At 71.1% G+C, this 22,277-nt stretch carries 18 protein-coding genes, 1 rRNA gene and 1 pseudogene; 13 read left to right on the top strand and 7 right to left on the bottom strand.

From position 1 onward, the window contains the following. Window positions 1–64, top strand: a 5S ribosomal RNA gene (rrf, locus tag ACZ4YY_RS27125); the annotation flags it as partial. A gap of 72 nt (window positions 65–136) precedes the next feature. On the opposite strand, the pseudogene ACZ4YY_RS27120 reads toward rrf, so the two are convergent. Next, window positions 137–237 (bottom strand): annotated as a pseudogene (locus ACZ4YY_RS27120) (DNA-binding response regulator); the annotation flags it as partial. A gap of 25 nt (window positions 238–262) precedes the next feature. Continuing rightward, window positions 263–1,384, bottom strand: coding sequence for a sensor histidine kinase (locus tag ACZ4YY_RS27115; protein ID WP_468295482.1), 1,122 nt, complete (start codon window positions 1,382–1,384; stop codon window positions 263–265). 225 nt (window positions 1,385–1,609) lie between these two features. Here ACZ4YY_RS27115 and ACZ4YY_RS27110 point away from each other — a divergent pair, with 225 nt between their 5' ends. Then, window positions 1,610–2,530, top strand: a complete 921-nt coding sequence (locus ACZ4YY_RS27110; RefSeq protein ID WP_468295477.1) for an ATP-binding cassette domain-containing protein — start codon at window positions 1,610–1,612, stop codon at window positions 2,528–2,530. Next, entirely contained in the window at window positions 2,527–3,360 is an 834-nt protein-coding gene (locus ACZ4YY_RS27105) for an ABC transporter permease (RefSeq protein WP_468295474.1), read from the top strand. Before ACZ4YY_RS27110 ends, ACZ4YY_RS27105 begins: the two co-directional genes overlap by 4 nt. Before the next feature lie 369 nt (window positions 3,361–3,729). On the opposite strand, the gene ACZ4YY_RS27100 is transcribed toward ACZ4YY_RS27105, so the two are convergent. Then, on the bottom strand, window positions 3,730–5,178 hold the full coding sequence (locus ACZ4YY_RS27100; protein ID WP_468295470.1) for a DUF7847 domain-containing protein: 1,449 nt from the start codon (window positions 5,176–5,178) through the stop codon (window positions 3,730–3,732). A 140-nt stretch (window positions 5,179–5,318) separates the two neighbouring features. Between ACZ4YY_RS27100 and mtnA the strand changes: the two genes are divergently transcribed. From mtnA to ACZ4YY_RS27065, 7 genes are all read left to right on the top strand, one after another. Continuing rightward, window positions 5,319–6,458, top strand: coding sequence for an S-methyl-5-thioribose-1-phosphate isomerase (gene mtnA, locus ACZ4YY_RS27095; protein WP_468295468.1), 1,140 nt, complete (start codon window positions 5,319–5,321; stop codon window positions 6,456–6,458). An 8-nt stretch (window positions 6,459–6,466) separates the two neighbouring features. Next, window positions 6,467–7,156 carry a two-component system response regulator MtrA gene (gene mtrA, locus ACZ4YY_RS27090; protein WP_218159018.1) on the top strand — a complete coding sequence of 230 codons (690 nt, stop codon included), beginning with the start codon at window positions 6,467–6,469 and terminating at the stop codon, window positions 7,154–7,156. Between the two features lies 1 nt (window position 7,157). Continuing rightward, window positions 7,158–9,245 carry an MtrAB system histidine kinase MtrB gene (gene mtrB, locus ACZ4YY_RS27085; protein ID WP_468295463.1) on the top strand — a complete coding sequence of 696 codons (2,088 nt, stop codon included), beginning with the start codon at window positions 7,158–7,160 and terminating at the stop codon, window positions 9,243–9,245. Continuing rightward, a complete protein-coding gene (locus ACZ4YY_RS27080) occupies window positions 9,235–11,067 on the top strand; it encodes an LpqB family beta-propeller domain-containing protein (protein ID WP_468295461.1) in 1,833 nt (610 codons plus the stop codon). The genes mtrB and ACZ4YY_RS27080 overlap by 11 nt, the downstream gene beginning before the upstream one ends. Window positions 11,068–11,188: 121 nt before the next feature. Then, complete coding sequence (locus tag ACZ4YY_RS27075) at window positions 11,189–12,157, top strand: ComF family protein (RefSeq protein ID WP_468295457.1); 969 nt, start codon at window positions 11,189–11,191, stop codon at window positions 12,155–12,157. 314 nt (window positions 12,158–12,471) lie between these two features. After that, window positions 12,472–13,164, top strand: coding sequence for a ribosome hibernation-promoting factor, HPF/YfiA family (gene hpf / locus ACZ4YY_RS27070; RefSeq protein ID WP_468295454.1), 693 nt, complete (start codon window positions 12,472–12,474; stop codon window positions 13,162–13,164). Window positions 13,165–13,368: 204 nt separating this feature from the next. Continuing rightward, window positions 13,369–14,115: a response regulator gene (locus ACZ4YY_RS27065; RefSeq protein ID WP_468295451.1), complete on the top strand. Its 747-nt coding sequence runs from the start codon at window positions 13,369–13,371 to the stop codon at window positions 14,113–14,115. Window positions 14,116–14,121: 6 nt separating this feature from the next. Here the strand turns inward: ACZ4YY_RS27065 and ACZ4YY_RS27060 are convergent, their stop codons facing one another. Together ACZ4YY_RS27060 and ACZ4YY_RS27055 are read right to left on the bottom strand one after the other, a co-directional pair. Beyond that, the gene (locus ACZ4YY_RS27060) at window positions 14,122–15,318 is read right to left on the bottom strand and encodes a winged helix-turn-helix domain-containing protein (RefSeq protein WP_468295448.1); all 1,197 of its coding nucleotides are present in this window, start codon (window positions 15,316–15,318) and stop codon (window positions 14,122–14,124) included. An 85-nt stretch (window positions 15,319–15,403) separates the two neighbouring features. Beyond that, window positions 15,404–15,979, bottom strand: a complete 576-nt coding sequence (locus tag ACZ4YY_RS27055; RefSeq protein WP_468295445.1) for a GNAT family N-acetyltransferase — start codon at window positions 15,977–15,979, stop codon at window positions 15,404–15,406. A gap of 282 nt (window positions 15,980–16,261) precedes the next feature. Here ACZ4YY_RS27055 and secA point away from each other — a divergent pair, with 282 nt between their 5' ends. Next, entirely contained in the window at window positions 16,262–19,075 is a 2,814-nt protein-coding gene (secA, locus tag ACZ4YY_RS27050; protein WP_468295442.1) for a preprotein translocase subunit SecA, read from the top strand. A gap of 168 nt (window positions 19,076–19,243) precedes the next feature. Here the strand turns inward: secA and ACZ4YY_RS27045 are convergent, their stop codons facing one another. Then, window positions 19,244–19,813: an Rv3235 family protein gene (locus tag ACZ4YY_RS27045; RefSeq protein WP_468295437.1), complete on the bottom strand. Its 570-nt coding sequence runs from the start codon at window positions 19,811–19,813 to the stop codon at window positions 19,244–19,246. Between the two features lie 343 nt (window positions 19,814–20,156). Between ACZ4YY_RS27045 and ACZ4YY_RS27040 the strand changes: the two genes are divergently transcribed. Next, window positions 20,157–20,672, top strand: a complete 516-nt coding sequence (locus ACZ4YY_RS27040; protein ID WP_468295432.1) for a DUF6912 family protein — start codon at window positions 20,157–20,159, stop codon at window positions 20,670–20,672. Between the two features lie 281 nt (window positions 20,673–20,953). Further along, entirely contained in the window at window positions 20,954–21,616 is a 663-nt protein-coding gene (locus ACZ4YY_RS27035; RefSeq protein ID WP_468295429.1) for an HAD family hydrolase, read from the top strand. A gap of 64 nt (window positions 21,617–21,680) precedes the next feature. Here the strand turns inward: ACZ4YY_RS27035 and ACZ4YY_RS27030 are convergent, their stop codons facing one another. After that, window positions 21,681–22,247 carry a DJ-1/PfpI family protein gene (locus ACZ4YY_RS27030; protein WP_468295427.1) on the bottom strand — a complete coding sequence of 189 codons (567 nt, stop codon included), beginning with the start codon at window positions 22,245–22,247 and terminating at the stop codon, window positions 21,681–21,683. Window positions 22,248–22,277 lie beyond the last annotated feature (30 nt).

Raw genomic sequence — 22,277 nt, 5'->3', positions numbered from 1 at the left:
TAAGCCTTACAGCGCCGATGGTACTGCAGGGGGGACCCTGTGGGAGAGTAGGACGCCGCCGAACAATTGTTGAGGAAACCCCCGTGCCATTCGGCGCGGGGGTTTTCTGCGTTCAGGGTTGGTGGACTCCTCACGATCAGCGAGGGAGCGTGACGAGCCCCATCTCATAGGCGGTGATGACGAGCTGGACCCGGTCCCGGGCGCCCAGTCTGGTGAGCAGCGTGACACGTGCGATTTGCGTCGGCGAGCACCACCTGGATGGTCATCGAGTCTCCACCGGGACTGTGACGGGTGCGGGCAGCGGCAGCCGGGCCGCCACCCGGAAACCGCCCCCGGGGCGCGGGCCGACGTCGAGGTGGCCGCCCAGCAGGGCGACCCGCTCCCGCATCCCGATGATGCCGAAGCCGTGGGTCGATTCGTTCTCGGTGGCTCCGCGCCCGTAGTCGATGGCCACGCGGCAGCGCCGGGTGCCTGCGTGGCGGACCACGTTGGTCAGGGCCTCCTGCACGATGCGGTAGGCGGACAGGTCGATGTCGGCTGCCACAGGACGCTGCTCACCGCTGTAGCGCACGTCGACGCGTACCCCCGCGTCCGCGGTCGCTGCTGCAAGCCGTTCGATGTCCGCCAGCCCCGGCGAGGGTGCGAGCGGTGACTGTTCCGAAGCGGTCGCGCCTCGGTCGGCCTGACGGAGCGACACAAGCGTGCGTCGAAGACCCGACAGGGTCTCCCTGCTGGTGGCCTCGATGGCGCGCAGGGACTCGCGCGCCTCCGCAGGCTGGGTCTGGATGACTCGGCTGCCCACACCGGCCTGGATGGCGATGATGCCGATGCTGTGCGCGACCATGTCGTGCAACTCCCGTGCGATGCGCAGCCGTTCGGCGGTCACGGCCTCGGCCACCTCCTGTGCGCGCAGGACCACCGCGTGCTCGCGGCGCTCTCGGCTCAGCAGGCCGACCGTGCAGGCCGCAGTCATCGCCAGGAAGGCGATCACCGCGTTGACGGTCAGGTTGTCCCCGTGTGCGAAGCCACCGATCACCAGGAGTTGCACGGTGACCGACACGGTCACGGCGACGAGCGCGGCTCGCCGTGCGCAGGTGGCGACGATGAAGCCCAGGACAAGGTCCGCCGCCAGATACGACAGGAACTGGCCCTGGTACGAAGCCGCCAGGCTCACAGGGGCAGAGCTCGGGGGGCCCACCACCACGGCGGTGGATCCGAAGAGCGCCATGGCCAGGGCCAGGAACGGCATGTGTCGCAGGACACCGACGAGCAGGCTTGCGGCAAGCAGTGCCCCGATACCGTGGACCGTGCCCGAAGCCCGCGGCGCCCCTCCTATGAGCAGACCCGCCGTGAGGAGGTACAGAACACCTCCGGTCCAGGCCATGGCCCTCGTTCTCAACATCGGTGGTGTGCCCTCTGGGGCAGGAGGTCGCCATGCGCAGCACGCGCAGGCAACGGAGGGGTCCGGGCGGTGTTCATGTCCCGAGGCTAACCAGCTGCCGCCCACGCGGCATCGGCCCGTGGGCGTACGCCCACGGGCGAAGGCGGCCGCGCGATTGCCGCTCACGGCCCCATGCCCGGACGGGGTCCTCTCGGCAGTGTGGGTGCCGTGATCGAAGTCAGCGAACTCACCAAGCGTTACGGCAGCAAGACGGCCGTCGACCATCTGTCCTTCACCGTCCGGCCGGGCCAGGTCACCGGGTTCCTCGGCCCCAACGGCGCCGGCAAGTCCACCACCTTGCGGATGATTCTCGGCCTGGACACGCCCACCACCGGTGCCGCCTTCGTCAACGGCGTCCCCTTCCACCGCCACTCGCGCGGACTGCGGCACGTCGGCGCCCTCCTCGACGCCGGACAGATCCACGGCGGATGCAGCGCCGCGGCCCACCTGTCCGCTCTGGCCCGCAGCAACGGCATCCCGCGGCACCGGGTGGACGAGGTGCTTCAGGAGGTGGGGCTGGCCGAGGTGGCGAACCGCCGCATCGGCGGATTCTCCCTCGGCATGAAGCAGCGTCTCGGTATCGCCACGGCCCTGCTCGGCGACCCGCCCGTGCTCATGTTCGACGAGCCGATCAACGGCATGGACCCGGAGGGCGTGCTCTGGGTACGCCGGCTGTTCCGGCGCCTGGCCGCCGAGGGGCGCACGGTCCTCCTCTCCAGCCACCTGATGTCGGAGATGGAGAACACCGCGGACCAGCTGGTCGTCATCGGCCGGGGCCGCCTCATCGCCGCCGAGCCGCTGCGGGACTTCGCGGCCCGCGGCACACGTAGCCATGTCGTGGTCGCAACGCCGCAGGCTGCCGAGCTGGCGGCGGTGCTGACCGCTGCGGGGGCCACGGTCGAGGCGGAGGGCTCGGCGGGTGCCGACAAGCTCGCCGTGACCGGGCTCCCGGCGGACCGGATCGGAGCGCTCGCCCTCGCCAACCGAATCCGGCTGGACGAGCTGACCACCCGAACCGCCTCACTGGAGGCGGCCTTCATGGAACTCACCGCCGACAGCACCGAATTCCTGGCAGGACAGCCCCGATGACCACACCCACCACCGTCTCACCGACCACTTCGGCTGCGCCCGTCGCCGCGCCGCCCGCCCGCTTCCGCGACCTGCTCGCCTCCGAGTGGATCAAGATGCGGTCCCTGCGCTCCACCTGGTGGACAACAGGACTCACCGTCCTGTTCGTCGTCGGGTCCGCCGCCGTGGCTTCGCTGGCGGACAAGGGCGCGGGCTCCGGCCCCGCCGATTTCCTGCCCTTCGACGCCTATCCGGCGGCCGGTTACTGGACGCTGATGCTCGTCGCCTGCACCATGGGCGCGCTCACGGTCGTGAGCGAGTACAGCACCGGGCTGATCCGCACCACCACCGTGGCCGTCCCGGCCCGCGGCTCGATCGTGCTGGCCAAGGCGGCCGTCACCGCCGCGCTGTGGACCGCGGTCGGTACGGCCGCCTCCAGCGGTTCCTTCCTGGTCTCCCAGGCCGTCCTGGACGGGCATCATGCCGGCGTTCCGATCACCCACCCCGGGGTGTTCCGGGCGCTGGTGGCGTCCGCGCTGCTGGCTCCGGTCTGTGCGCTGGTCGGTCTGGGCCTCGGCGTTCTGCTCCGGCATGCCGCCGGGACCATGGTTACCAGCGTTTTCACCCTGCTGGTGCTGCCCACGATGTTCTCGGAGAGCCACCGATGGTCGGCGGACATCAACCACGCGATGGTGTCGGCCGCCTGGAAGCGTCTGGTCCAGAACTGGGGGCCAGACCCCGGATCCCTGGGTTACACCGCCACGGTCCCGGGCTCCTGGGTCGTGTACGCGCTCTGGCCGCTGATCGTGGTCGCACTCGCCGTTGCCATCGTGAGGCGCCGCGATGTGTGAGTGTCTTCAGGGCGCGATGTTCGCGCCCTGGAGACCGGGGGGCGGGGTCCCCGGTAGCCCGTCGCAGCGTTGTGGCGGGCTGTCATGAGCGACCGATGAGGAGCCGCCGCCACGACCCCGGGCGGTGTCCGGTTCATCCGGCTCCGCTGCTTCGACGGCTCCCGGCGGGGAGCCTCGCGCGCGGGACGGTCAGCGGGGGTGTGCCGTCCGAGCGGGCCCGGGCGGGGGGCCGAGCCGTCGGCGGCCGCAGGAGGGCGTGCAGGGCGCGTGAGGGGGGGCTGCCGGGGCCGCCTCGCCCAGGGCGGGCGGCACCGGCGTGGAGGTGTCTCCTGTCGTGACGGCTCCCGCCGCCCGACTCACCTCCCCGCATCAGCTCCCCGGCATCGGGCCGGTCGCGGGGCTTTCGTAGCCCTGGAGGCCTGCGGCGCGGGCCAGGTGGAGGTCGAGGGCTTCGCGGCGGATGCGCTGGTCGATGTAGAGCAGGACGGCGACGCCCGCCGTGATGGGAATCGTGATCATGGAGCCGATCACCGAGCCGACCCCGCTGACGACCAGGTACGTCCAGCCGGAGCTGGTCCGCCCTTCGGCGAAGGCGGTCAGGCCACCGTCGCCGAGGGCGGCACCCAGCAGGGCGAACGGCACGGCGACGATCATCGCGACGATGTTGGCGATGATCAGACAGAGCACCTGGATGCCGAAGATCCGCCACCAGGAGCCGTTCACCAGCTTGGCCGAGCGGGTCAGTGCCTTCCTGACGCCCTGCTTCTCCAGCATGAGGGCGGCCGGCGCGAGGGAGAGGCGGATGAGCAGCCACACGACGACGAGGACGGCGCACAGGCTGCCCAGGGCCGACAGGGCGTCGCCCGCGGTGTCCGAGCCGGCCCTGCCCACGAGGTAGCCCGGGAGGGCGCCGGCGAGGCCGATGCCGACCGCGACGAGCAGCATGAGGAAGATCAGGCCGAACAGCCGGAGCAGCTGGGGGCGGGCGTCCCGCCAGGCCTCGCCGGTGGTGACGGACTTGCCGAGCACCGCGCGGCTGGTGACGGTCGTCAGGAGCGCGGTCGCCGCGATGGTGCCGACCAGGGCGACCAGGAAGACGACACCGGAGTTGAGCATGAGGTCGCGCATGGCGCGGGTCTGCTCGTCGACCGTGGCGCTCGGGTCGGTCAGGACGTTCGTGCTGGCGGTGGTGTCGTCCAGGACCAGGCCCTGGAGCAGGACGACGACGACCTGGATGACGACGGAGACCGTCAGGGAGATGCCCAGGACCGTGCGCCAGTGGGCGCGCAGGGTGGCGACGGCGCCGTCGAGGATCTCGCCCACGCCGAGCGGGCGCAGCGGGATCACTCCGGGCTTGGCGGCGGGCGGAGGGCCGCCCCACCCGGCCCCCCAGCCGCCGGGAGCGCCGTAGCCGTGATGACCGCCGTGTCCGCCGGGGCCTGCTGGGGCACCTCCGGGGCCGGGGGCGCCGGGCGGAGGCCCGCCCCAGCCCGGGCCGGGCGGGGGCGGTGGAGGGGCCTGGGCGGGGTTCTGTGGGCCTGTCGGCGAGGCCCACCGGGCGGGTGGGGGCTGCTGCGCGGACCACTTCGCGCCGGGGCTCTGCGGTGCCGCCTCCGGCCGGCCTGCGGGCGTGCTGCCGTCGGCCTGGTTCGCCGGCTGTGCGTCGTCGGCCGGGCCCGCGGACGGCGTGCCGTGGGGGGTGTCGGCGGGACGGGTGCCGCCGGGGCGGTCGGCGGGCTCGGCGGGGCCGGTCGTCGCCTTCTCCTGCCCGTCGGACGGGGCGGATCCGGGCGAGGCCCAGCCCGGAGTGTCTGTCATCGTCGCTCCTTCACGGTGCCCGTCCGCGGTCGCGGCGGCAGCTCGAACGTCATCGTGCCATGGGGTGGTCGTCCGATGACCGGGCGCGGTTGGGGCTGCACACCTTCAATTGTCCGCCGCATACGGGGCAGACTGACCGCATGGCTGATCAGTACGCGCAATCCGGCGAGGACAAGCCGCCCACCGAGATACCGGCGATCCGCTGGGAGGAACCACCCGAAGGCCCCGTGCTGGTGCTCCTCGACCAGACGAGGCTGCCGGCCGAGGAGGTCGAACTGGTCTGTACGGACGCGTCCGCGCTGGTGGAGGCGATCCGTTCGCTCGCCGTGCGCGGGGCACCGCTGCTCGGGATCGCGGGGGCGTACGGCGTCGCGCTCGCCGCCGCGCGCGGCTTCGACGTGGACGATGCCGCCGCCTCGCTCGAAGGCGCCCGTCCCACCGCGGTGAACCTGTCCGTCGGCGTGCACCGCGCCCGCGCCGCCTACCGGGCCGGCCTCGCCGACGGCGGCGACCCCGAACAGGGCGCCCGGGCCGCACTGGCCGCCGCACGGCGACTGCACCGGGAGGACGCCGAGGCCAGCGCCCGCATGGCGCAGCACGGAGCGGCGCTCCTCGACGAGCTCCTGCCCGGCGGCGGGCACCGGATCCTCACCCACTGCAACACCGGCTCGCTGGTGTCCGGCGGTGAGGGCACGGCGTTCGCGGTCGCCCTCGCGGCCCACCGGTCGGGGCGGCTGCGGCGACTGTGGGTGGACGAAACGCGCCCGTTGCTGCAAGGTGCTCGCCTGACGGCGTACGAGGCGGCCCGCAGCGGCATGGCGTACACCTTGCTCACCGACAACGCGGCGGGTTCCCTGTTCGCGGCCGGGGAGGTGGACGCGGTGCTCATCGGAGCCGACCGCATCGCCGCCGACGGTTCGGTGGCCAACAAGGTGGGGAGCTATCCGCTCGCGGTGCTCGCGCGCTACCACCATGTGCCGTTCATCGTGGTCGCGCCGGTGACGACGGTGGACGCGAAGACGCCGGACGGGGCGTCGATCGAGGTCGAGCAGCGTCCCGGCTTCGAAGTGACGGAGATCACGGCGCCCCAGGCGCCGGTGACCGGAGCGGGAGGCGGCACACCGGTGGCGCCCCTGGGGACCCAGGCGTACAACCCGGCGTTCGATGTGACGCCACCCGAGCTGGTGACGGCGATCGTCACGGAGGAAGGCGCTGTGTCACCCGTGACGGCAGAGGCTCTGGCAGAGCTGTGTGCCAGGTCACGCCAGGTAACGATTTAGCTAATGGGATGATGTCGTTTATGAAGGGACGAGTCCTTGTCGTCGACGACGACACCGCACTGGCCGAGATGCTCGGCATTGTGCTGCGTGGTGAAGGTTTTGAGCCGTCTTTCGTAGCCGACGGCGACAAGGCGCTGGCCGCTTTCCGTGAGGCCAAACCCGACCTGGTGCTGCTGGACCTGATGCTGCCCGGCCGGGACGGCATCGAGGTGTGCCGCCTGATCAGGGCGGAGTCCGGGGTGCCGATCGTGATGCTCACGGCCAAGAGCGACACCGTCGACGTCGTCGTGGGTCTGGAATCGGGCGCCGACGACTACATCGTGAAGCCGTTCAAGCCGAAGGAGCTCGTCGCCCGGATCCGGGCGCGGCTGCGGAGGTCGGAGGAACCGACGCCCGAGCAGCTCGCCATCGGCGACCTCGTCATCGACGTGGCCGGTCACTCCGTGAAGCGGGACGGGCAGTCGATCGCGCTGACGCCGCTGGAGTTCGACCTGCTGGTGGCGCTGGCGCGCAAGCCGTGGCAGGTGTTCACGCGCGAGGTGCTCCTGGAGCAGGTCTGGGGCTACCGCCACGCGGCCGACACCCGCCTGGTCAACGTGCATGTCCAGCGGCTGCGCTCCAAGGTCGAGAAGGACCCGGAGCGGCCGGAGATCGTGGTGACCGTCCGTGGTGTGGGCTACAAGGCAGGACCCAGCTGACATGTCCGGTGGCAGTGCCGCTTCGGCACCCGGCCGGCCCGGGGCCCGGCCGGAGCGGGCTGCCGGCCCGACGACGAAGGGGGCGCGCTCCGGGCGCCTCCTCGAAGGCGGGCTGCTCGAGGGCGGGGTGCGCAACAGCCCCGTCCTGCGGCTGCTGCTGCGCTGGGTGAGGCGACCGCTGCTGCCCCTGATGCGGCTGTGGCGACGCAACATCCAGCTCAAGGTCGTCGCCACGACCCTGCTCATGTCGCTCGGCGTCGTCCTGCTGCTCGGGTTCGTCGTCATCGGGCAGGTCCGCAACGGCCTCCTCGACGCCAAGGTCAAGGCCTCCCAGAGCCAGGCCACCGGCGGATTCGCCGTGGCCAAGCAGCAGGCCGACGAAGCGGCCGGCGCCGTCGCCGGCGACGGCAACGCGGTCGCCGGCGGCAGCCCGCAGAACGTCATCCAGTGGATGAGCGAACTCGTGTCGTCGCTCTCCAGCGGCGGCCAGGGCGCCTTCGACGTCGTCACCCTCCCCCCGGGCGACGACAGCGGCGGCGGCCGCGGACCGCGCGCCTCCGGCGGCGTCGACCCCAACAAGAGCGTCCCCGAAGACCTCCGCGCACGCATCAACAGCACCACCGGCGCCGCCCAGAGCTACACCCGCATCACCTACAAGACCGACGACAAGGAATCCCAGCCGGGACTCGTCATCGGCAAACAGGTCAACGACCCCAACGGCGACCCCTACGAGCTGTACTACCTCTTCCCGCTCACCCAGGAGGAGAAGTCCCTCAGCCTCGTCAAGGGCACCCTGGCCACCGCCGGGCTCTTCGTCGTCGTCCTCCTCGGAGCCATCGCCTGGCTCGTCGTACGGCAGGTCGTCACCCCCGTGCGCATGGCCGCCGGGATCGCCGAGCGGCTCTCCGCCGGACGCCTCCAGGAACGCATGAAGGTCACCGGCGAGGACGACATCGCCCGGCTCGGCGAAGCCTTCAACAAGATGGCGCAGAACCTGCAACTGAAGATCCAGCAGCTGGAGGACCTGTCGCGGATGCAGCGACGGTTCGTGTCGGACGTGTCGCACGAACTGCGCACGCCGCTGACGACCGTGCGCATGGCCGCCGACGTCATCCACGAGGCACGCGAGGACTTCGACCCCGTCACCGCGCGGTCCGCGGAACTCCTCGCCGACCAGCTCGACCGCTTCGAGTCGCTGCTCGCCGACCTGCTGGAGATCAGCCGCTTCGACGCCGGTGCCGCCGCCCTGGAAGCCGAACCGATAGACCTGCGGGAGGTCGTCCGCCGCGTCGTCAGCGGAGCCGCACCGCTCGCCGAACGCAAGGGCACCGCCCTGCGCGTCATCGGCGACCAGCAGCCCGTCGTCGCCGAGGCCGACGCCCGGCGCGTCGAACGCGTCCTGCGCAACCTCGTCGTCAACGCCGTGGAACACGGCGAGGGCAAGGACGTCATCGTCAAGCTCGCCTCCGCCGGCGGGGCGGTCGCCGTCGCGGTGCGCGACTACGGCGTCGGACTCAAACCCGGCGAGGCCACCCGCGTCTTCAGCCGCTTCTGGCGGGCCGACCCGGCACGCGCGCGGACCACCGGCGGCACCGGACTCGGACTGTCCATCGCCCTCGAGGACGCCCGGCTGCACGGCGGCTGGCTGCAGGCCTGGGGCGAACCCGGCGGCGGCTCACAGTTCCGCCTGACCCTGCCCAGGACCGCCGACGAACCGCTGCGCGGCTCGCCGATACCCCTGGAACCCAAGGACTCCCGCCGCAACCGCGGCCTCGACGACGCCGGACTGCGCCGTGCGGACGGCGAGAAGAGCGCCACCGTGCCCGTCCAGCAGGCCACCGAGCAACGGTCGCCCGCCCGGACGCCGCTCGCCCCGCGCCCCGCCGCCCCCACCGCCGACCCGACGGCCCTGCCCGGCAACGGCGCACGTGTGGTCCCGCGGCCCGCCGCCGGCCCCCGCCGACCGGACGACCCGCCCACCGCAGGGGCGGCACACAGCGACAACGGGACAACGGCCCGGACCGACACCAGGACCGACACCAGAACCGACGGCCCGGACGAGCAAGGGGAGGCATCTCGTGGGCGCTGACCGCGACGGGAGCGCCCGGCGCACGCCGGCGCGCGCGGTGGCGTACGCCGCCTGCGGTGCCGTACTGCTGGCCGGATGCGCCTCCATGCCCGACCACGGAGACCTGCGCGGCGTGGAATCCACCCCACGCCAGGAGACACAGGTCCGCGTGTTCGCCATGCCGCCCCGCGACGACGCACCGCCCTCCGAGATCGTCCAGGGCTTCCTCGAAGCCCTCACCAGCGACGACCCCCGCTACGCCACCGCCCGCCAGTACCTGACCAGCAAGGCCGCACAGAGCTGGGAACCCGAGCGGTCCACGACCGTCCTCGCCGACGGACCCGGCACCGCGGCCGACCGGTCCGGCGGCAGGGAGGACGGCGACGACTTCTCGTTCACCCTCACCGGCATCAAGGTCGCCACCATCGACGCCCAGCAGTCGTACGCGCCCGCAGCCGGCACCTACAGCCAGACCGTGCACCTCGTCCGCGACAAGAAGACCGCACAGTGGCGCATCGACGCACTGCCGCAGGGCGTCGTCATGGGCAAGTCGGACTTCCAGCGCAACTACCTGTCCGTCAACAAGTACTACTTCGCCTCCGACACCGCCTCCTCCGGCTCCGGACAGCCCATGGCCGTCGCCGACCCCGTCTACGTCCGCGAACGCGTCGACCCCATGACCCAGATGGTGCGCTCCCTGCTCAACGGACCCACCAGCTGGCTGCGGCCCGTCGTCCGCTCGAGCTTCCCCACCGGCACCGCGCTCCCCAAGGACGTCACCTCATTGACGCCCGACGACCAGAACAAACTCACCGTGCCGCTCAACGACAAGGCCGCCCGCATCGGGCACGGCAAATGCGACGAGATGGCCGCCCAACTGCTGTTCACCCTGCAGAGCCTCACCCCCACCGTCGACGAGATCGTGCTGCGCGCCGGTGACACACAGCTGTGCTCCCTCACCGAGGAACGCGCCACCGCGGTCGCCGAACGCGGCGCCGAAACCCGCCCCGACCACCTCTACTTCATCGACAACCGCCACCGCCTCCTGCGGATGGCGAACACCGGCGGCAACAGCGCCGAAGCCGAAGCGGTGCCCGGAGCACTCGGCGACGGCAGCAAGGCCCTGAGGTCGGTCGCCGTCGCCCGCGACGAACACGACGCGGCCGCCGTCGCCCTCGACGGCAAAGCCCTCTACCTCACCTCCACCACCATCGGCAGCCTCATCGGCGACCCCGTCCTGCAGAGCAAGGGCCCCACCGAGGAGGACCGGCTGACCACCCCCACCTGGGACGCCCAGGGCGACCTGTGGGTGGCCGACCGCGACCCCGCGAACCCACGACTGCTCCTGCTGGAACGCGGCGGAGGACAACCGCTGACGGTCCTCACGCCCCAGCTCGACGGACGGATCCAGACCGTGCGCGTCGCCGCCGACGGCGTGCGCATCGCGGTCGTCGTCGACAAGAACGGCCGGCAGTCCCTGCTCATCGGACGGATCGAACGCGAGAAGAACGGCGACCAGAACACCGTGTCCGTGCAGGAACTGCGCTCCGCCACCCCCGACCTGGAACAGGTCACGGCCGTGTCGTGGGCCGGGGACAGCCGGCTCGTCGTCGTCGGCCGCGAGGCCGGCGGAGTCGAACAGGTCCAGTACGTGCAGTGCGACGGCTCCATCCCCGAAACCGGAACACTGCCCGGCCTCACCGAAGTGACGAGCATCGCCGCCTCCGAGGACAGCGACGCCCCCCTCTTCGCGACCTCCAAGGACGGCCTGCTGTGGCTGCCCGGCGGCAGCGGATGGCGGACGCTGAAGGAGACGGCTTCGGTCGCCTTCTACCCGGGCTGACCAGTCGGTTCCGTCAGTACGATCACCTGCTTGTCGGATGTGTCGACGGTTTTCCACAGGGCGGTCGGAACCGTTCTCCACAGCGGTGGCCGCCTGACGCCCACCCCGGCACAGTAAAGCCATGGAACGCGCCCGCCGATGCTGGCAGGAGCTCACCGGCCTCGTCCTGCCCGCCGCATGCGCGGGCTGCGGACAAGCCCGCACGCCCCTGTGCCCGCAATGCCGCGCCGCGCTCGGCGGAACCACACCCCGCCGGGTACGGCCCGAGCCCGAACCGCCCGGACTGCCCGCCGTGCACGCGGCCACCCGGTACGCGGACGAGGTGCGGGCCGTGCTGCTCGCGCACAAGGAACGAGGCGGGCTGGGACTGGCGGGGGCGCTGGGAGCGGCTCTGGCGGGGGCGGTGGGGGCGGGGCTGGGGGAGGTGGGGGAGGGGGAGGGGGCCCAGCCCCCCGGACACGTACTTCTCGTCCCCGTCCCCTCCGCCCCCCGCTCCGTCCGAGCCCGCGGCCACGACCCCGCCCGGCGTATCGCGCTCGCCGCGGCCGGTGAGCTGCGCGGGGCCGGGGTGGCGGTGCGGGTGGCGGCGGTGCTGCGGCAGCGGCGGGCGGTGGCGGACCAGGGGCGGCTGGACGCGCGGCGGCGGAGGGAGAACCTGGTGGGGGCGCTGGCGGTGGTGCCCGGGGGCGCACGGGTGTTGTGCGGGGGCGGGGTGGTGCTGGTGGACGACCTCGTCACGACGGGCGCCTCCCTCGCGGAGGCGGCGCGTGCCGTGCGGGCGGCCGTGGCCGCGGAGCGCGCGGCGGCCCTGGCGTCCGCGGGGGTGGTGGCACGGCGTGCGGCGCGTCCGGCCGAGCGCCGCGGTGGTGTCCGGGAGCGCGGGGCGGGGGTGGAGATGTCGTGGAGGCGGACTGCGGGTGAAGGTGTGGGGGCCGGGGCCGTGTATGTGGGCGTGGGTCGGGAAGGCAGAGAGGTACAGCTGAACGGGGCACGCGAGGGAGGTGGCCGGTTGCCGACGGGTGGCGGTGACGTGCTCTGCGCGGCCGTGGTCGCGGCGGCGCCGGAGTCGTATGCGATGAACCGGAACTGAGTGAGATCGTGCGTCGTTGCAGGAAATGAGAAGGGCAATTCACCTGAACGGAGGTACGCCGCAGTAGAGGGTGACGACATCCGTCCGGGCGAGATATGTTCGGTTGTGAGGGAAAGCCGCAGGCCACACCTCTCTCATCCGAATGCCGTGCTGGGGTTTTCGGTTATCACCCGCAGCACTTGGGTGGAGATCTCGCCCATGGGGGAGGAGGAGGTGGAAGTCACCGAGTCCGAGGTTCCGGAGTTGGCCGGAACCTGGTGCAAAAGGGAGATGCTCCGCCGTAGACGCGGAGCGATCCGGGAACGGAGTTCTGCGTGGACATCGTCGTCAAGGGCCGCAAGACCGAGGTGCCCGAGCGGTTCCGCAAGCACGTGGCCGAGAAGCTGAAGCTGGAGAAGATCCAGAAGCTCGACGGCAAGGTGATCAGCCTCGACGTCGAGGTGTCCAAGGAGCCCAACCCCCGACAGGCCGACCGGTGCGACCGAGTGGAGATCACGCTCCGCTCCCGTGGTCCGGTGATCCGGGCGGAGGCGGCGGCCAGCGACCCGTACGCGGCACTCGACCTGGCGGCGGAGAAGCTGGACGCCCAGCTGCGCAAGCAGCACGACAAGCGTTACACGCGACGCGGTGCACGCCGGCTCACGGCAGCGGAGGTCCCCGACCACGTCCCGGGCGTCGCGACCCTCAACGGCAACGGCCACCCCGTCCCCGCCGAAGAGTCCGAGAGCGTTCCCACGAAGAAGATCGGCTCGCTCGAAGTGCAGGGCGACGGCCCGCTGGTGGTGCGCGAGAAGACCCACGTCGCCGCTCCGATGACCCTCGACCAGGCCCTCTACGAGATGGAGCTGGTCGGCCACGACTTCTACCTGTTCGTCGACTCCGAGACCAAGGAGCCCAGCGTCGTCTACCGGCGCCACGCCTACGACTACGGCGTAATCCATCTGCGGACGGACACGATGGTCACGCAGGCGCACTCCCCCGAGGCGGGCGGCGCGCTGGGCGGCTGACGCAATCGCGTGGTGGCGGAGTGGGTGCCCCTGGAGCGCTTGTGCGCCCCCAGGGGCATCCGTGTGCGACCCCTTCGCGCGCCGCTGCGTCACCGCGTTGTCGTCCGGGCATGGAATCATGGCGGAAACGGCCCAACCGGTGGGTTGTGGCCTCGCGTTGGCGATGGCACAGGACCACGGCCACAGCCTTCAGGGGGAGGAACGATGGCGGACAGCTTCGGACCGATGCGTGACGGGGGTGCCGACGACGGCGTCGTCGGCATGGGCCCGGATGCCGGCTCTCCACGCAAGGAGCCGATCAGAGTCCTTGTCGTGGACGATCACGCCTTGTTCCGCCGGGGCCTGGAGATCGTGCTCGCGGCCGAGGAGGACATCCAGGTCGTCGGTGAGGCGGGTGACGGGGCGGAGGCCGTGGACAAGGCGGCCGATCTGCTGCCAGACATCGTGCTGATGGACGTGCGGATGCCCAAGCGGGGTGGCATCGAGGCGTGCACCTCCATCAAGGAGGTGGCCCCCAGTGCGAAGATCATCATGTTGACGATCAGCGACGAGGAGGCCGATCTCTACGACGCGATCAAGGCGGGTGCGACCGGTTATCTGCTGAAGGAGATCTCCACGGACGAGGTGGCCACGGCGATTCGCGCGGTGGCGGACGGGCAGTCGCAGATCAGTCCGTCGATGGCGTCGAAACTGCTCACCGAGTTCAAGTCGATGATCCAGCGGACGGACGAGCGCCGGCTCGTTCCGGCGCCTCGGCTGACGGATCGTGAGTTGGAGGTCCTCAAGCTGGTCGCGACGGGGATGAACAACCGGGACATCGCCAAGGAGTTGTTCATCTCCGAGAACACCGTGAAGAACCATGTGCGCAACATCCTGGAGAAGTTGCAGTTGCACTCCAGGATGGAGGCTGTGGTGTACGCGATGCGGGAGAAGATCCTCGAGATCCGCTGAGGGCGGCTATCCGAGGGCGCGGGCCAGTTCCGCGGTGAGCGGCTCGCGCAGGTCGGGGGCGTCCACGCGTTCGACGCGTATGTCGGTGCAGTCCACCCAGCCCGCCGCCTCGATCAGGGCCTGTGCGACGGCCGGGACCGCCTTCGGGCCGTCCAGGGTGACCTGTTTGGCGACCAGGGTGCGGCCTTCGCGAGCGGGGTCCACACGGCCCACGAGGTGGCCGCCGGCCAGGACGGGCATCGCGAAGTAGCCGTGGACGCGTTTCGGCTTGGGCACGTAGGCCTCCAGGCGGTGGGTGAAGCCGAAGATCCGCTCGGTGCGTGCCCGTTCCCAGATCAGGGAGTCGAAGGGGGACAGCAGGGTGGTGCGGTGGCGGCCGCGGGGGGCGGTCTCCAGGGCCGCGGGGTCGGCCCAGGCGGGCTTGCCCCAGCCGTCGACGGTGACGGGCACCAGGCCGGAGTCGGCGATCACCGCGTCGACCTGTTCGCCCTTGAGGCGGTGGTAGTCGGCGATGTCGGCGCGGGTGCCGACGCCGAGGGACTGGCCGGCGAGGCGGACCAGGCGGCGCAGGCATTCGGTGTCGTCGAGTTCGTCGTGCAGGAGGTCCGCGGGGACGGCGCGTTCGGCGAGGTCGTACACGCGTTTCCAGCCGCGGCGTTCGACGCAGACCACCTCGCCGTACATGAGGGCGCGTTCGACGGCGACCTTGGTGCCGGACCAGTCCCACCACTCGCTGGTCTTCTTGGCGCCGCCCAACTCGGTGGCGGTGAGGGGGCCCTCGGTGCGGAGCTGCTTGATGACCTGCTCGTAGGTGCCCTCGGGGAGGTCGTGGTTCCAGTGGGGGCGGTTGCGGTAGGCGCGGCGGCGGAACGCGAAGTGGGGCCACTCCTCGATGGGCAGGATGCAGGCGGCGTGGGACCAGTACTCGAAGGCGTGGGGCTGTGCCTCGGGGGTGCCGGGGGTCGGTTTCCAGTAGGCGTCTTCGACGGTGGTGCGGCCGACGGCTCCCAGGCGGGCGTAGGGGATGAGTTCGTGGGAGCGGGCGAGGACGGAGATGGTGTCGAGTTGGACCGCGCCGAGGTGGCGCAGGACGCCGCGGACGCCCGCCTTGCGGTTCGGGGTGCCGAGGAAGCCCTGCGCGCGCAGGGCGATGCGACGGGCTTCGTCTGCCGTGAGGTCGGTCATGGGGCGCGGGGTGGTCATGCTGGGCACGATAGGGGCTGGGTCTGACAGTGGGGGGCGGGCTGCGGTTCTGCCCCGGGGCGGAGGCCGGGGCGCGGGTGGGGGGTCAGGTCGTTGCGGGTGTCGGCAGGTAGGGGGACGTCGAGGGCAGCGCGAGGTCCGAGGGGAGGAGGGAGGCGACCCAGCAGTCGCGGCGTACTCCCTTGTTGTTGACGGCGGAGCGCAGGGTGCCTTCGAGGGTGAAGCCGGCGTGTTCGGCGACGGCGCGGGAGGCGGTGTTGCCGACTTCGGCGCGCCATTCGACGCGGTCGACGGCGAGGTGGGTGAAGGCCCAGCGGGCGGCGGCGAGGGTGGCCTCGGTGGTGTAGCCGCGGCCGCGGTGCTCCTTGGTGGCCCAGAAGCCGATCTCGGCGGTGCCGAGGGAGCGCATGGTGAGGCTGAGCATGCCGGTGAGGGGGCCGTCGGGGAGGAAGACCCCGAAGGTGAGCATCGAGTCGTCGGCCCAGCCGTCGGGGACGATCTGTTCGGTGAAGCTGTCGGCGTGTTCGGGAAGGTAGGGGGAGGGGATGGTGGTCCAGCGCCGGATGTCGGGGTCCTGGGCGGCGGCGTGGATCGCGGCGGCGTCGCGTGGGCCGACGGGGCGCAGGACGAGGCGGTCGGTGGTGAGGGTGACGGGCTCCATCGGCCGATTCTGCGGCGGGTGACCGGTGGATGCACCGTCTTTTCGCGGTGCGTGATCGGGTGATCACGATTCGCGCACTTCGTGTGCCGGGGGCGGCACCATCCGCGGGGCCCGTCCGTTGTCCTCTTCGCAGGCGATTTTTTGGTGTGGTGCGACGGAGTGCGCGTCCTCGTCACGGCAGGCCTCCCGGCGTGGTGGGGTCCTCGCATACGATGGCCGTTGCTCAGTGAGTCAAATGGAAACCGACCGTCCCAGGCCCGACCGGCAAGGAGACCAACCCCCGTGTCCGTCCTCTCGAAGATCATGCGTGCAGGCGAAGGCAAGATCCTGCGCAAGCTGCACCGCATCGCGGACCAGGTCAACTCCATCGAAGAGGACTTCGTCGACCTCTCCGACGCCGAGCTGCGGGCCCTCACCGATGAGTACAAGCAGCGGTTCGCCGACGGCGAGTCCCTCGACGACCTGCTGCCGGAGGCGTTCGCCACGGTGCGTGAGGCGGCCAAGCGTGTGCTCGGCCAGCGTCACTACGACGTGCAGATCATGGGGGGCGCCGCCCTGCACATGGGGTACGTCGCCGAGATGAAGACCGGTGAGGGCAAGACCCTGGTGGGTACGCTGCCGGCTTATCTGAACGCCATCTCCGGTGACGGCGTCCACCTCATCACGGTCAACGACTACCTGGCCGAGCGCGACTCCGAGATGATGGGCCGGGTCCACCGGTTCCTCGGTCTGAGTGTCGGCTGCATCCTCGCCAACATGACGCCGGCGCAGCGCCGTGAGCAGTACGCCTGCGACATCACGTACGGCACGAACAACGAGTTCGGCTTCGACTACCTGCGCGACAACATGGCGTGGTCGAAGGACGAGCTGGTGCAGCGCGGCCACAACTTCGCGATCGTCGACGAGGTCGACTCGATCCTTGTCGACGAGGCCCGTACGCCGCTGATCATCTCCGGTCCGGCCGACCAGGCGACCAAGTGGTACGGCGACTTCGCCAAGCTGGTGACGCGGCTGAAGAGGGGTGAGCCGGGCAACCCGCTCAAGGGCCTGGAGGAGACCGGCGACTACGACGTCGACGAGAAGAAGCGCACGGTCGCGATCCACGAGGCGGGTGTCGCCAAGGTCGAGGACTGGCTGGGCATCGACAACCTGTACGAGTCGGTGAACACGCCGCTGGTGGGCTACCTGAACAACGCCATCAAGGCGAAGGAGCTCTTCAAGAAGGACAAGGACTACGTCGTCATCGACGGCGAGGTCATGATCGTCGACGAGCACACGGGTCGTATCCTCGCCGGCCGTCGGTACAACGAGGGCATGCACCAGGCGATCGAGGCGAAGGAAGGGGTGGACATCAAGGACGAGAACCAGACGCTCGCGACGATCACCCTGCAGAACTTCTTCCGCCTCTACAGCAAGCTCTCCGGTATGACCGGTACGGCGATGACCGAGGCCGCCGAGTTCCACCAGATCTACAAGCTCGGCGTGGTGCCGATCCCGACGAACAAGCCGATGATCCGCAAGGACCAGTCGGACCTGATCTACCGCACGGAGGTCGCGAAGTTCGACGCGGTCGTCGACGACATCGCGGAGAAGCACGAGAAGGGCCAGCCGATCCTCGTCGGCACGACGTCGGTCGAGAAGTCCGAGTACCTCTCGCAGCAGCTCAGCAAGCGCGGCATCCAGCACGAGGTGCTCAACGCCAAGCAGCACGACCGTGAGGCGACGATCGTCGCGCAGGCGGGCCGCAAGGGCGCGGTGACGGTGGCGACGAACATGGCCGGCCGTGGTACGGACATCAAGCTCGGCGGCAACCCCGAGGACCTCGCGGAGGCGGAGCTGCGGCAGCGTGGCCTCGACCCGGAGGAGCACATCGAGGAGTGGGCGGCGGCGCTGCCGGCCGCCCTGGAGAAGGCCGAGCAGGCCGTGAAGGCCGAGAAGGAAGAGGTCGAGGACCTCGGCGGTCTGTACGTGCTGGGTACCGAGCGGCACGAGTCGCGCCGTATCGACAACCAGCTGCGCGGTCGTTCCGGCCGTCAGGGCGACCCGGGCGAGTCGAGGTTCTACCTGTCGCTGGGCGACGACCTGATGCGGCTGTTCAAGGCGCAGATGGTCGAGCGCGTGATGTCGATGGCGAACGTGCCGGACGACGTGCCGATCGAGAACAAGATGGTCACGCGCGCGATCGCGTCGGCGCAGTCGCAGGTGGAGCAGCAGAACTTCGAGACGCGTAAGAACGTCCTGAAGTACGACGAGGTGCTCAACCGTCAGCGTGAGGTCATCTACGGCGAGCGGCGTCGTGTGCTGGAGGGCGAGGACCTGCACGAGCAGATCCAGCACTTCATGAACGACACGATCGACGCGTACGTGTCCGCGGAGACGGCGGAGGGCTTCGCGGAGGACTGGGACCTGGACCGGCTGTGGGGTGCGTTCAAGCAGCTGTACCCGGTGAAGGTCACCATCGAGGAGCTGGAGGACGCGGCCGGTGACCGGGCCGGTCTGACCGCCGAGTTCATCGCCGAGTCCATCAAGGACGACATCCTCGAGCAGTACCAGGCGCGTGAGGCGCAGCTCGGCTCGGAGATCATGCGTGAGCTGGAGCGTCGGGTCGTGCTGTCGGTCCTGGACCGCAAGTGGCGCGAGCACCTGTACGAGATGGACTACCTCCAGGAGGGCATCGGTCTGCGCGCGATGGCGCAGAAGGACCCGCTGGTGGAGTACCAGCGTGAGGGCTTCGACATGTTCACCGCGATGATGGACGGCATCAAGGAGGAGTCCGTCGGCTACCTGTTCAACCTGGAGGTCCAGGTGGAGCAGCAGGTCGAGGAGGTTCCGGTCGAGGACGCCCTGCCGGTCGGCGACGCGGAGAAGCAGGACGTCGTGCCCGCGCAGGCGGCGCGTCCGGAGATCCGCGCCAAGGGGCTGGACGCTCCGCAGCGGCGGAACCTGCACTTCTCCGCGCCGACGGTGGACGGCGAGGGCGGCACCATCGAGGGCGAGTTCGACAGTGACGGTGAGCCGGTGCGTTCGGAGGCGGACGGTCTGACGCGGGCTGAGCGGCGCAAGCAGGCGAAGGCCGGGCGGCGTCGCAAGAAGTAGCAGCGGCTGTTGTCGCGGTTGAGGGCCGGGCTCCCCTGGTGGGGTCCGGCCCTTTGGCTTGCCCGCGGCGGGTCTGTCTGCGTGGGGCGGTCTGCCTTGGGCGCGTTGTCCGTGCCGGGGTGTGGCGTTGGCGGTGGCGGTCCGTCGTCCGTCGTGTGTTGGCCGCCGTCAGTCGTCCGTCGTGTGGGGCCTGCGGGGGCCGCCGAGTTCCACGGCTGTGCAGCGCCAGCGGCGGTCGTTGCCGAGTTCCAGGCGGAAGGCCATGGCGCGCAGGCGGTCGCCGGCGCCGATGCGGGCGAAGGCCTCGATGGCGCCGGGCCGGGGGACGAAGTAGCCGATGTCGCGGACGGTCGGGCGCACGCCGCGGGTGGTGCGCAGGGGGCCGCGTTCGGCGAGGTGGGCCAGGTCGTCGTAGGCGGCGCCGAGGGTGTGGCGGAGCATCGAGTGGACGGGGCGTTGGCCGCTGAGGACCGCGAGGAGGCGGTCGGCGAAGAGGTCGGTGGGGCGGGGCTGGGCGAGGGGCCGGTGCGGGAACCGGGTGGGGTCCGCGGGCCCGGGGAGGGGGCCGGCCGCTGAGGTGGGCGGGCGGTGTCCGGGGGGCTCTGTGCGGGGAGCGGCGGAGTTCGGGGTGCGGGGTGGGGTTCCGGCCGGGCGTCGGGTGTCGCGGCGGCCGGGTGGGCGGGTGCCGGGAGAGCGGGAGCCGGGGGTGTGCTGGGCCCGCGTCATGACCTTGTTCATGGGTGTCCCCGTTCGCTGGACCGACGGTGTCTACCGATCGGTAACCTGACGTTGTGGATCTTGTACGCGGTCGCGGTGAGTGACGGCAAGGCGGCGCAGGGTCGCCGACTCCGTTCCGGTGGATTCACCTATCAGGGTGGTGGGCGGGGGCAAAAGCCCCGGCCGGAGCGGTGTACCGGGTGAATTCCGGGGCGTGGAGTGGACGGAGCGGGCGGGGCGCGTGGGGGCCCAAAGGGGGACCCGCGCCCGTATCCTGAAGCTCTGCCAGAGTCATCCGCGCCCGCGGCGCCCGCGGCGCCCGCAAGCCGACTGCGGACCCGACCACGAAAGAGAGCGGTCCACCATGCGCGTCTACGTCCCCCTGACCCTCCCCGGTCTCGCCGAGGCGCACAAAACGGGAGAGCTGGGGTCCGGGCCGCTCGTCGCGTACGCCGTCACGCCCGCCCTGCGCGAGTGGTACCTCTCCGACGACATCGAGGAACTGGAGTACGCCGCCCTCAACCGGGCCGCGCTCGCCTCGCTGCGGCTGCTCGCCGCCGACACCGGGGCGCCGCGCCGACGGGTCGTGGTCGCCGTCGACGTGCCCGACGGCGCGGCCGTCGCCGACCCCGACCGGGGGCTCGACCCCGCGGCGCTCGGCGAGGTGCGGGTGGCCAGGTCGGTGCCGTTGGCCAAGGCTGCCGCGGTGCACGTGGACGCCGGTGATGCGGAGGCCGACGTGACCGCGGCGGCCGAGGCGCTGCCCGCGGCCGACGCCGGCGACGACGACGCGCAGTTCGTCGTGGACGGGGCGGAGGACCACGAGCTGCTGTGGTTCGCCCCGCAGGAGATCCCCAACGTGGTCGGCTCCGGGGACTGAGGCGTCCCCGCACTATGAGCGTCCGGCTCCGGGGACTGAGGGGTCCTCGCACCATGAGCATCCGATCAGGCCGCGTGGTCCGGTGCCCTGCACCGCGAGGCGCCGGAGAGCTCGTGGCGGAGCTGCTGGGGCCTTTCGGCGACGCGGCGAGGTGCGGTGCCGGACCGCGCGGCCCGGGCGGGCATGGGGCACGGATCCCAGGCTTTCTGACCAGGGGTGCTGTGCGGCCCGTCGAGCCGTCGCTCTCCTGAGAGTAGGTGGCGGCGGGTAGGTTTGCGGACATGGGGAAGTCAGCGGCGCACATCGTCTGGGACTGGAACGGCACGCTGTTCCACGACAACGACGCGATCATCGGGGCGACGAACGCGGCGTTCGTCGAGTTGGGGCTGGAGCCGATCACGCTGGAGCGGTACCGGGCGCTGTACTGCGTGCCGGTGCCCAAGTTCTACGAGCGGCTCATGGGCAGACTGCCCACCGACGCCGAGTGGCAGGTCATGGACGACGTCTTCCACCGGTACTACGCCGAGCACCGGGTGCGGTGCGGGCTGACCGAGGGGGCCGCGGAGCTGCTCGCCGGGTGGCGCTCGGCGGGACACAGCCAGTCGCTGTTGAGCATGTACGTCCATGACGAACTGGTGTCGCTCGTGCGCGGTTTCGGGATCGAGCCGCACTTCGTCCGGGTAGACGGGCGCACCGGGCCCTCCGGTGGCAGCAAGGCCGAGCACATGGTGCGCCACCTCCAGGCGCTGGGCGTGGTCGAGGCGGAGCGCACGGTGGTGATCGGGGACGCCGCCGACGACGCGGTCGCGGCGCTGCACGTGGGCGCGCGGGCCGTGCTGTACACCGGCGGCTCGCACAGCCGGGCCAGCCTCGAGCAGGTCGGTGTGCCGGTGGTGGACACGCTGGAGGAGGCCGTGGACGTCGCGGAGCGGATGGCCGCCTGAGGGGCGGACCTGCCCGGGGAGGGGGGCCTGCCCGCGGAGGGGCGGGCTCGGCTCGGAGGAGGGCTCAGGTCACGGGTGCTTTCGCGCGCAGCACCCGGAGGAACTCCCGCATCCACGCCGGGTGGTCCGGCCAGGCGCGGGAGGACACCAGGGTGCCGTCGACGACGGCCTCCGTGTCCTGGAAGGTCGCGCCGGCGCCCTGCATGTCGAGTTCCAGCGCCGGGTAGGCCGTGACGCGGCGGCCGCGCAGGCTGTCCGTCGCGGCGGTGAGCAGCGGGCCGTGGCAGATCTGCGCCACCGGTTTGTCGGCGTCGAAGAACGACTTGAGGATCTTGCGCAGCTCGGGATCGTTGCGCAGGTACTCGGGGGCCCGGCCGCCGGGGACGACGACGGCGGCGTACTGGCCGGGGTCGACCTCGGAGAAGGCCAGGTCGGCGGGCCAGGTGTAGCCGGGCTTCTCGGTGTAGGTGTCGAAACCGGGTTCGAAGTCGTGGACGACGAACCGGAGCTGCTTGCGGGCGGGGGCGGCGATGTGGACCTCGTAGCCCTCCTCGCGCAGGCGCTGGTAGGGGTAGAGGACCTCCAGGGACTCCGCTGCGTCGCCGGTGACGATGAGGATCTTCGCGGTCATGTCGGGCGGCTCCTCTCGGGCGGGCGCTCT

The sequence above is a fragment of the Streptomyces sp. NPDC030143 genome (assembly GCF_055573695.1).
The sequence above is the reverse complement of the archived record's forward strand: the minus strand, read 5'-3'. Positions and strand labels throughout refer to the sequence as shown.

Coding starts and splice junctions, on each gene's coding strand:
- mtrB (WP_468295463.1), top strand. CDS start 7,158: ATGTCCGGTGGCAGTGCCGCTTCGGCACCCGGCCGGCCCGGGGCCCGG.
- ACZ4YY_RS27035 (WP_468295429.1), top strand. CDS start 20,954: ATGGGGAAGTCAGCGGCGCACATCGTCTGGGACTGGAACGGCACGCTG.
- ACZ4YY_RS27060 (WP_468295448.1), bottom strand. CDS start 15,318: ATGACCACCCCGCGCCCCATGACCGACCTCACGGCAGACGAAGCCCGT.
- ACZ4YY_RS27055 (WP_468295445.1), bottom strand. CDS start 15,979: ATGGAGCCCGTCACCCTCACCACCGACCGCCTCGTCCTGCGCCCCGTC.
- mtrA (WP_218159018.1), top strand. CDS start 6,467: ATGATGTCGTTTATGAAGGGACGAGTCCTTGTCGTCGACGACGACACC.
- ACZ4YY_RS27100 (WP_468295470.1), bottom strand. CDS start 5,178: ATGACAGACACTCCGGGCTGGGCCTCGCCCGGATCCGCCCCGTCCGAC.
- ACZ4YY_RS27115 (WP_468295482.1), bottom strand. CDS start 1,384: ATGGCCTGGACCGGAGGTGTTCTGTACCTCCTCACGGCGGGTCTGCTC.
- ACZ4YY_RS27030 (WP_468295427.1), bottom strand. CDS start 22,247: ATGACCGCGAAGATCCTCATCGTCACCGGCGACGCAGCGGAGTCCCTG.
- ACZ4YY_RS27045 (WP_468295437.1), bottom strand. CDS start 19,813: ATGAACAAGGTCATGACGCGGGCCCAGCACACCCCCGGCTCCCGCTCT.
- ACZ4YY_RS27075 (WP_468295457.1), top strand. CDS start 11,189: ATGGAACGCGCCCGCCGATGCTGGCAGGAGCTCACCGGCCTCGTCCTG.
- ACZ4YY_RS27105 (WP_468295474.1), top strand. CDS start 2,527: ATGACCACACCCACCACCGTCTCACCGACCACTTCGGCTGCGCCCGTC.
- mtnA (WP_468295468.1), top strand. CDS start 5,319: ATGGCTGATCAGTACGCGCAATCCGGCGAGGACAAGCCGCCCACCGAG.
- ACZ4YY_RS27040 (WP_468295432.1), top strand. CDS start 20,157: ATGCGCGTCTACGTCCCCCTGACCCTCCCCGGTCTCGCCGAGGCGCAC.
- ACZ4YY_RS27065 (WP_468295451.1), top strand. CDS start 13,369: ATGGCGGACAGCTTCGGACCGATGCGTGACGGGGGTGCCGACGACGGC.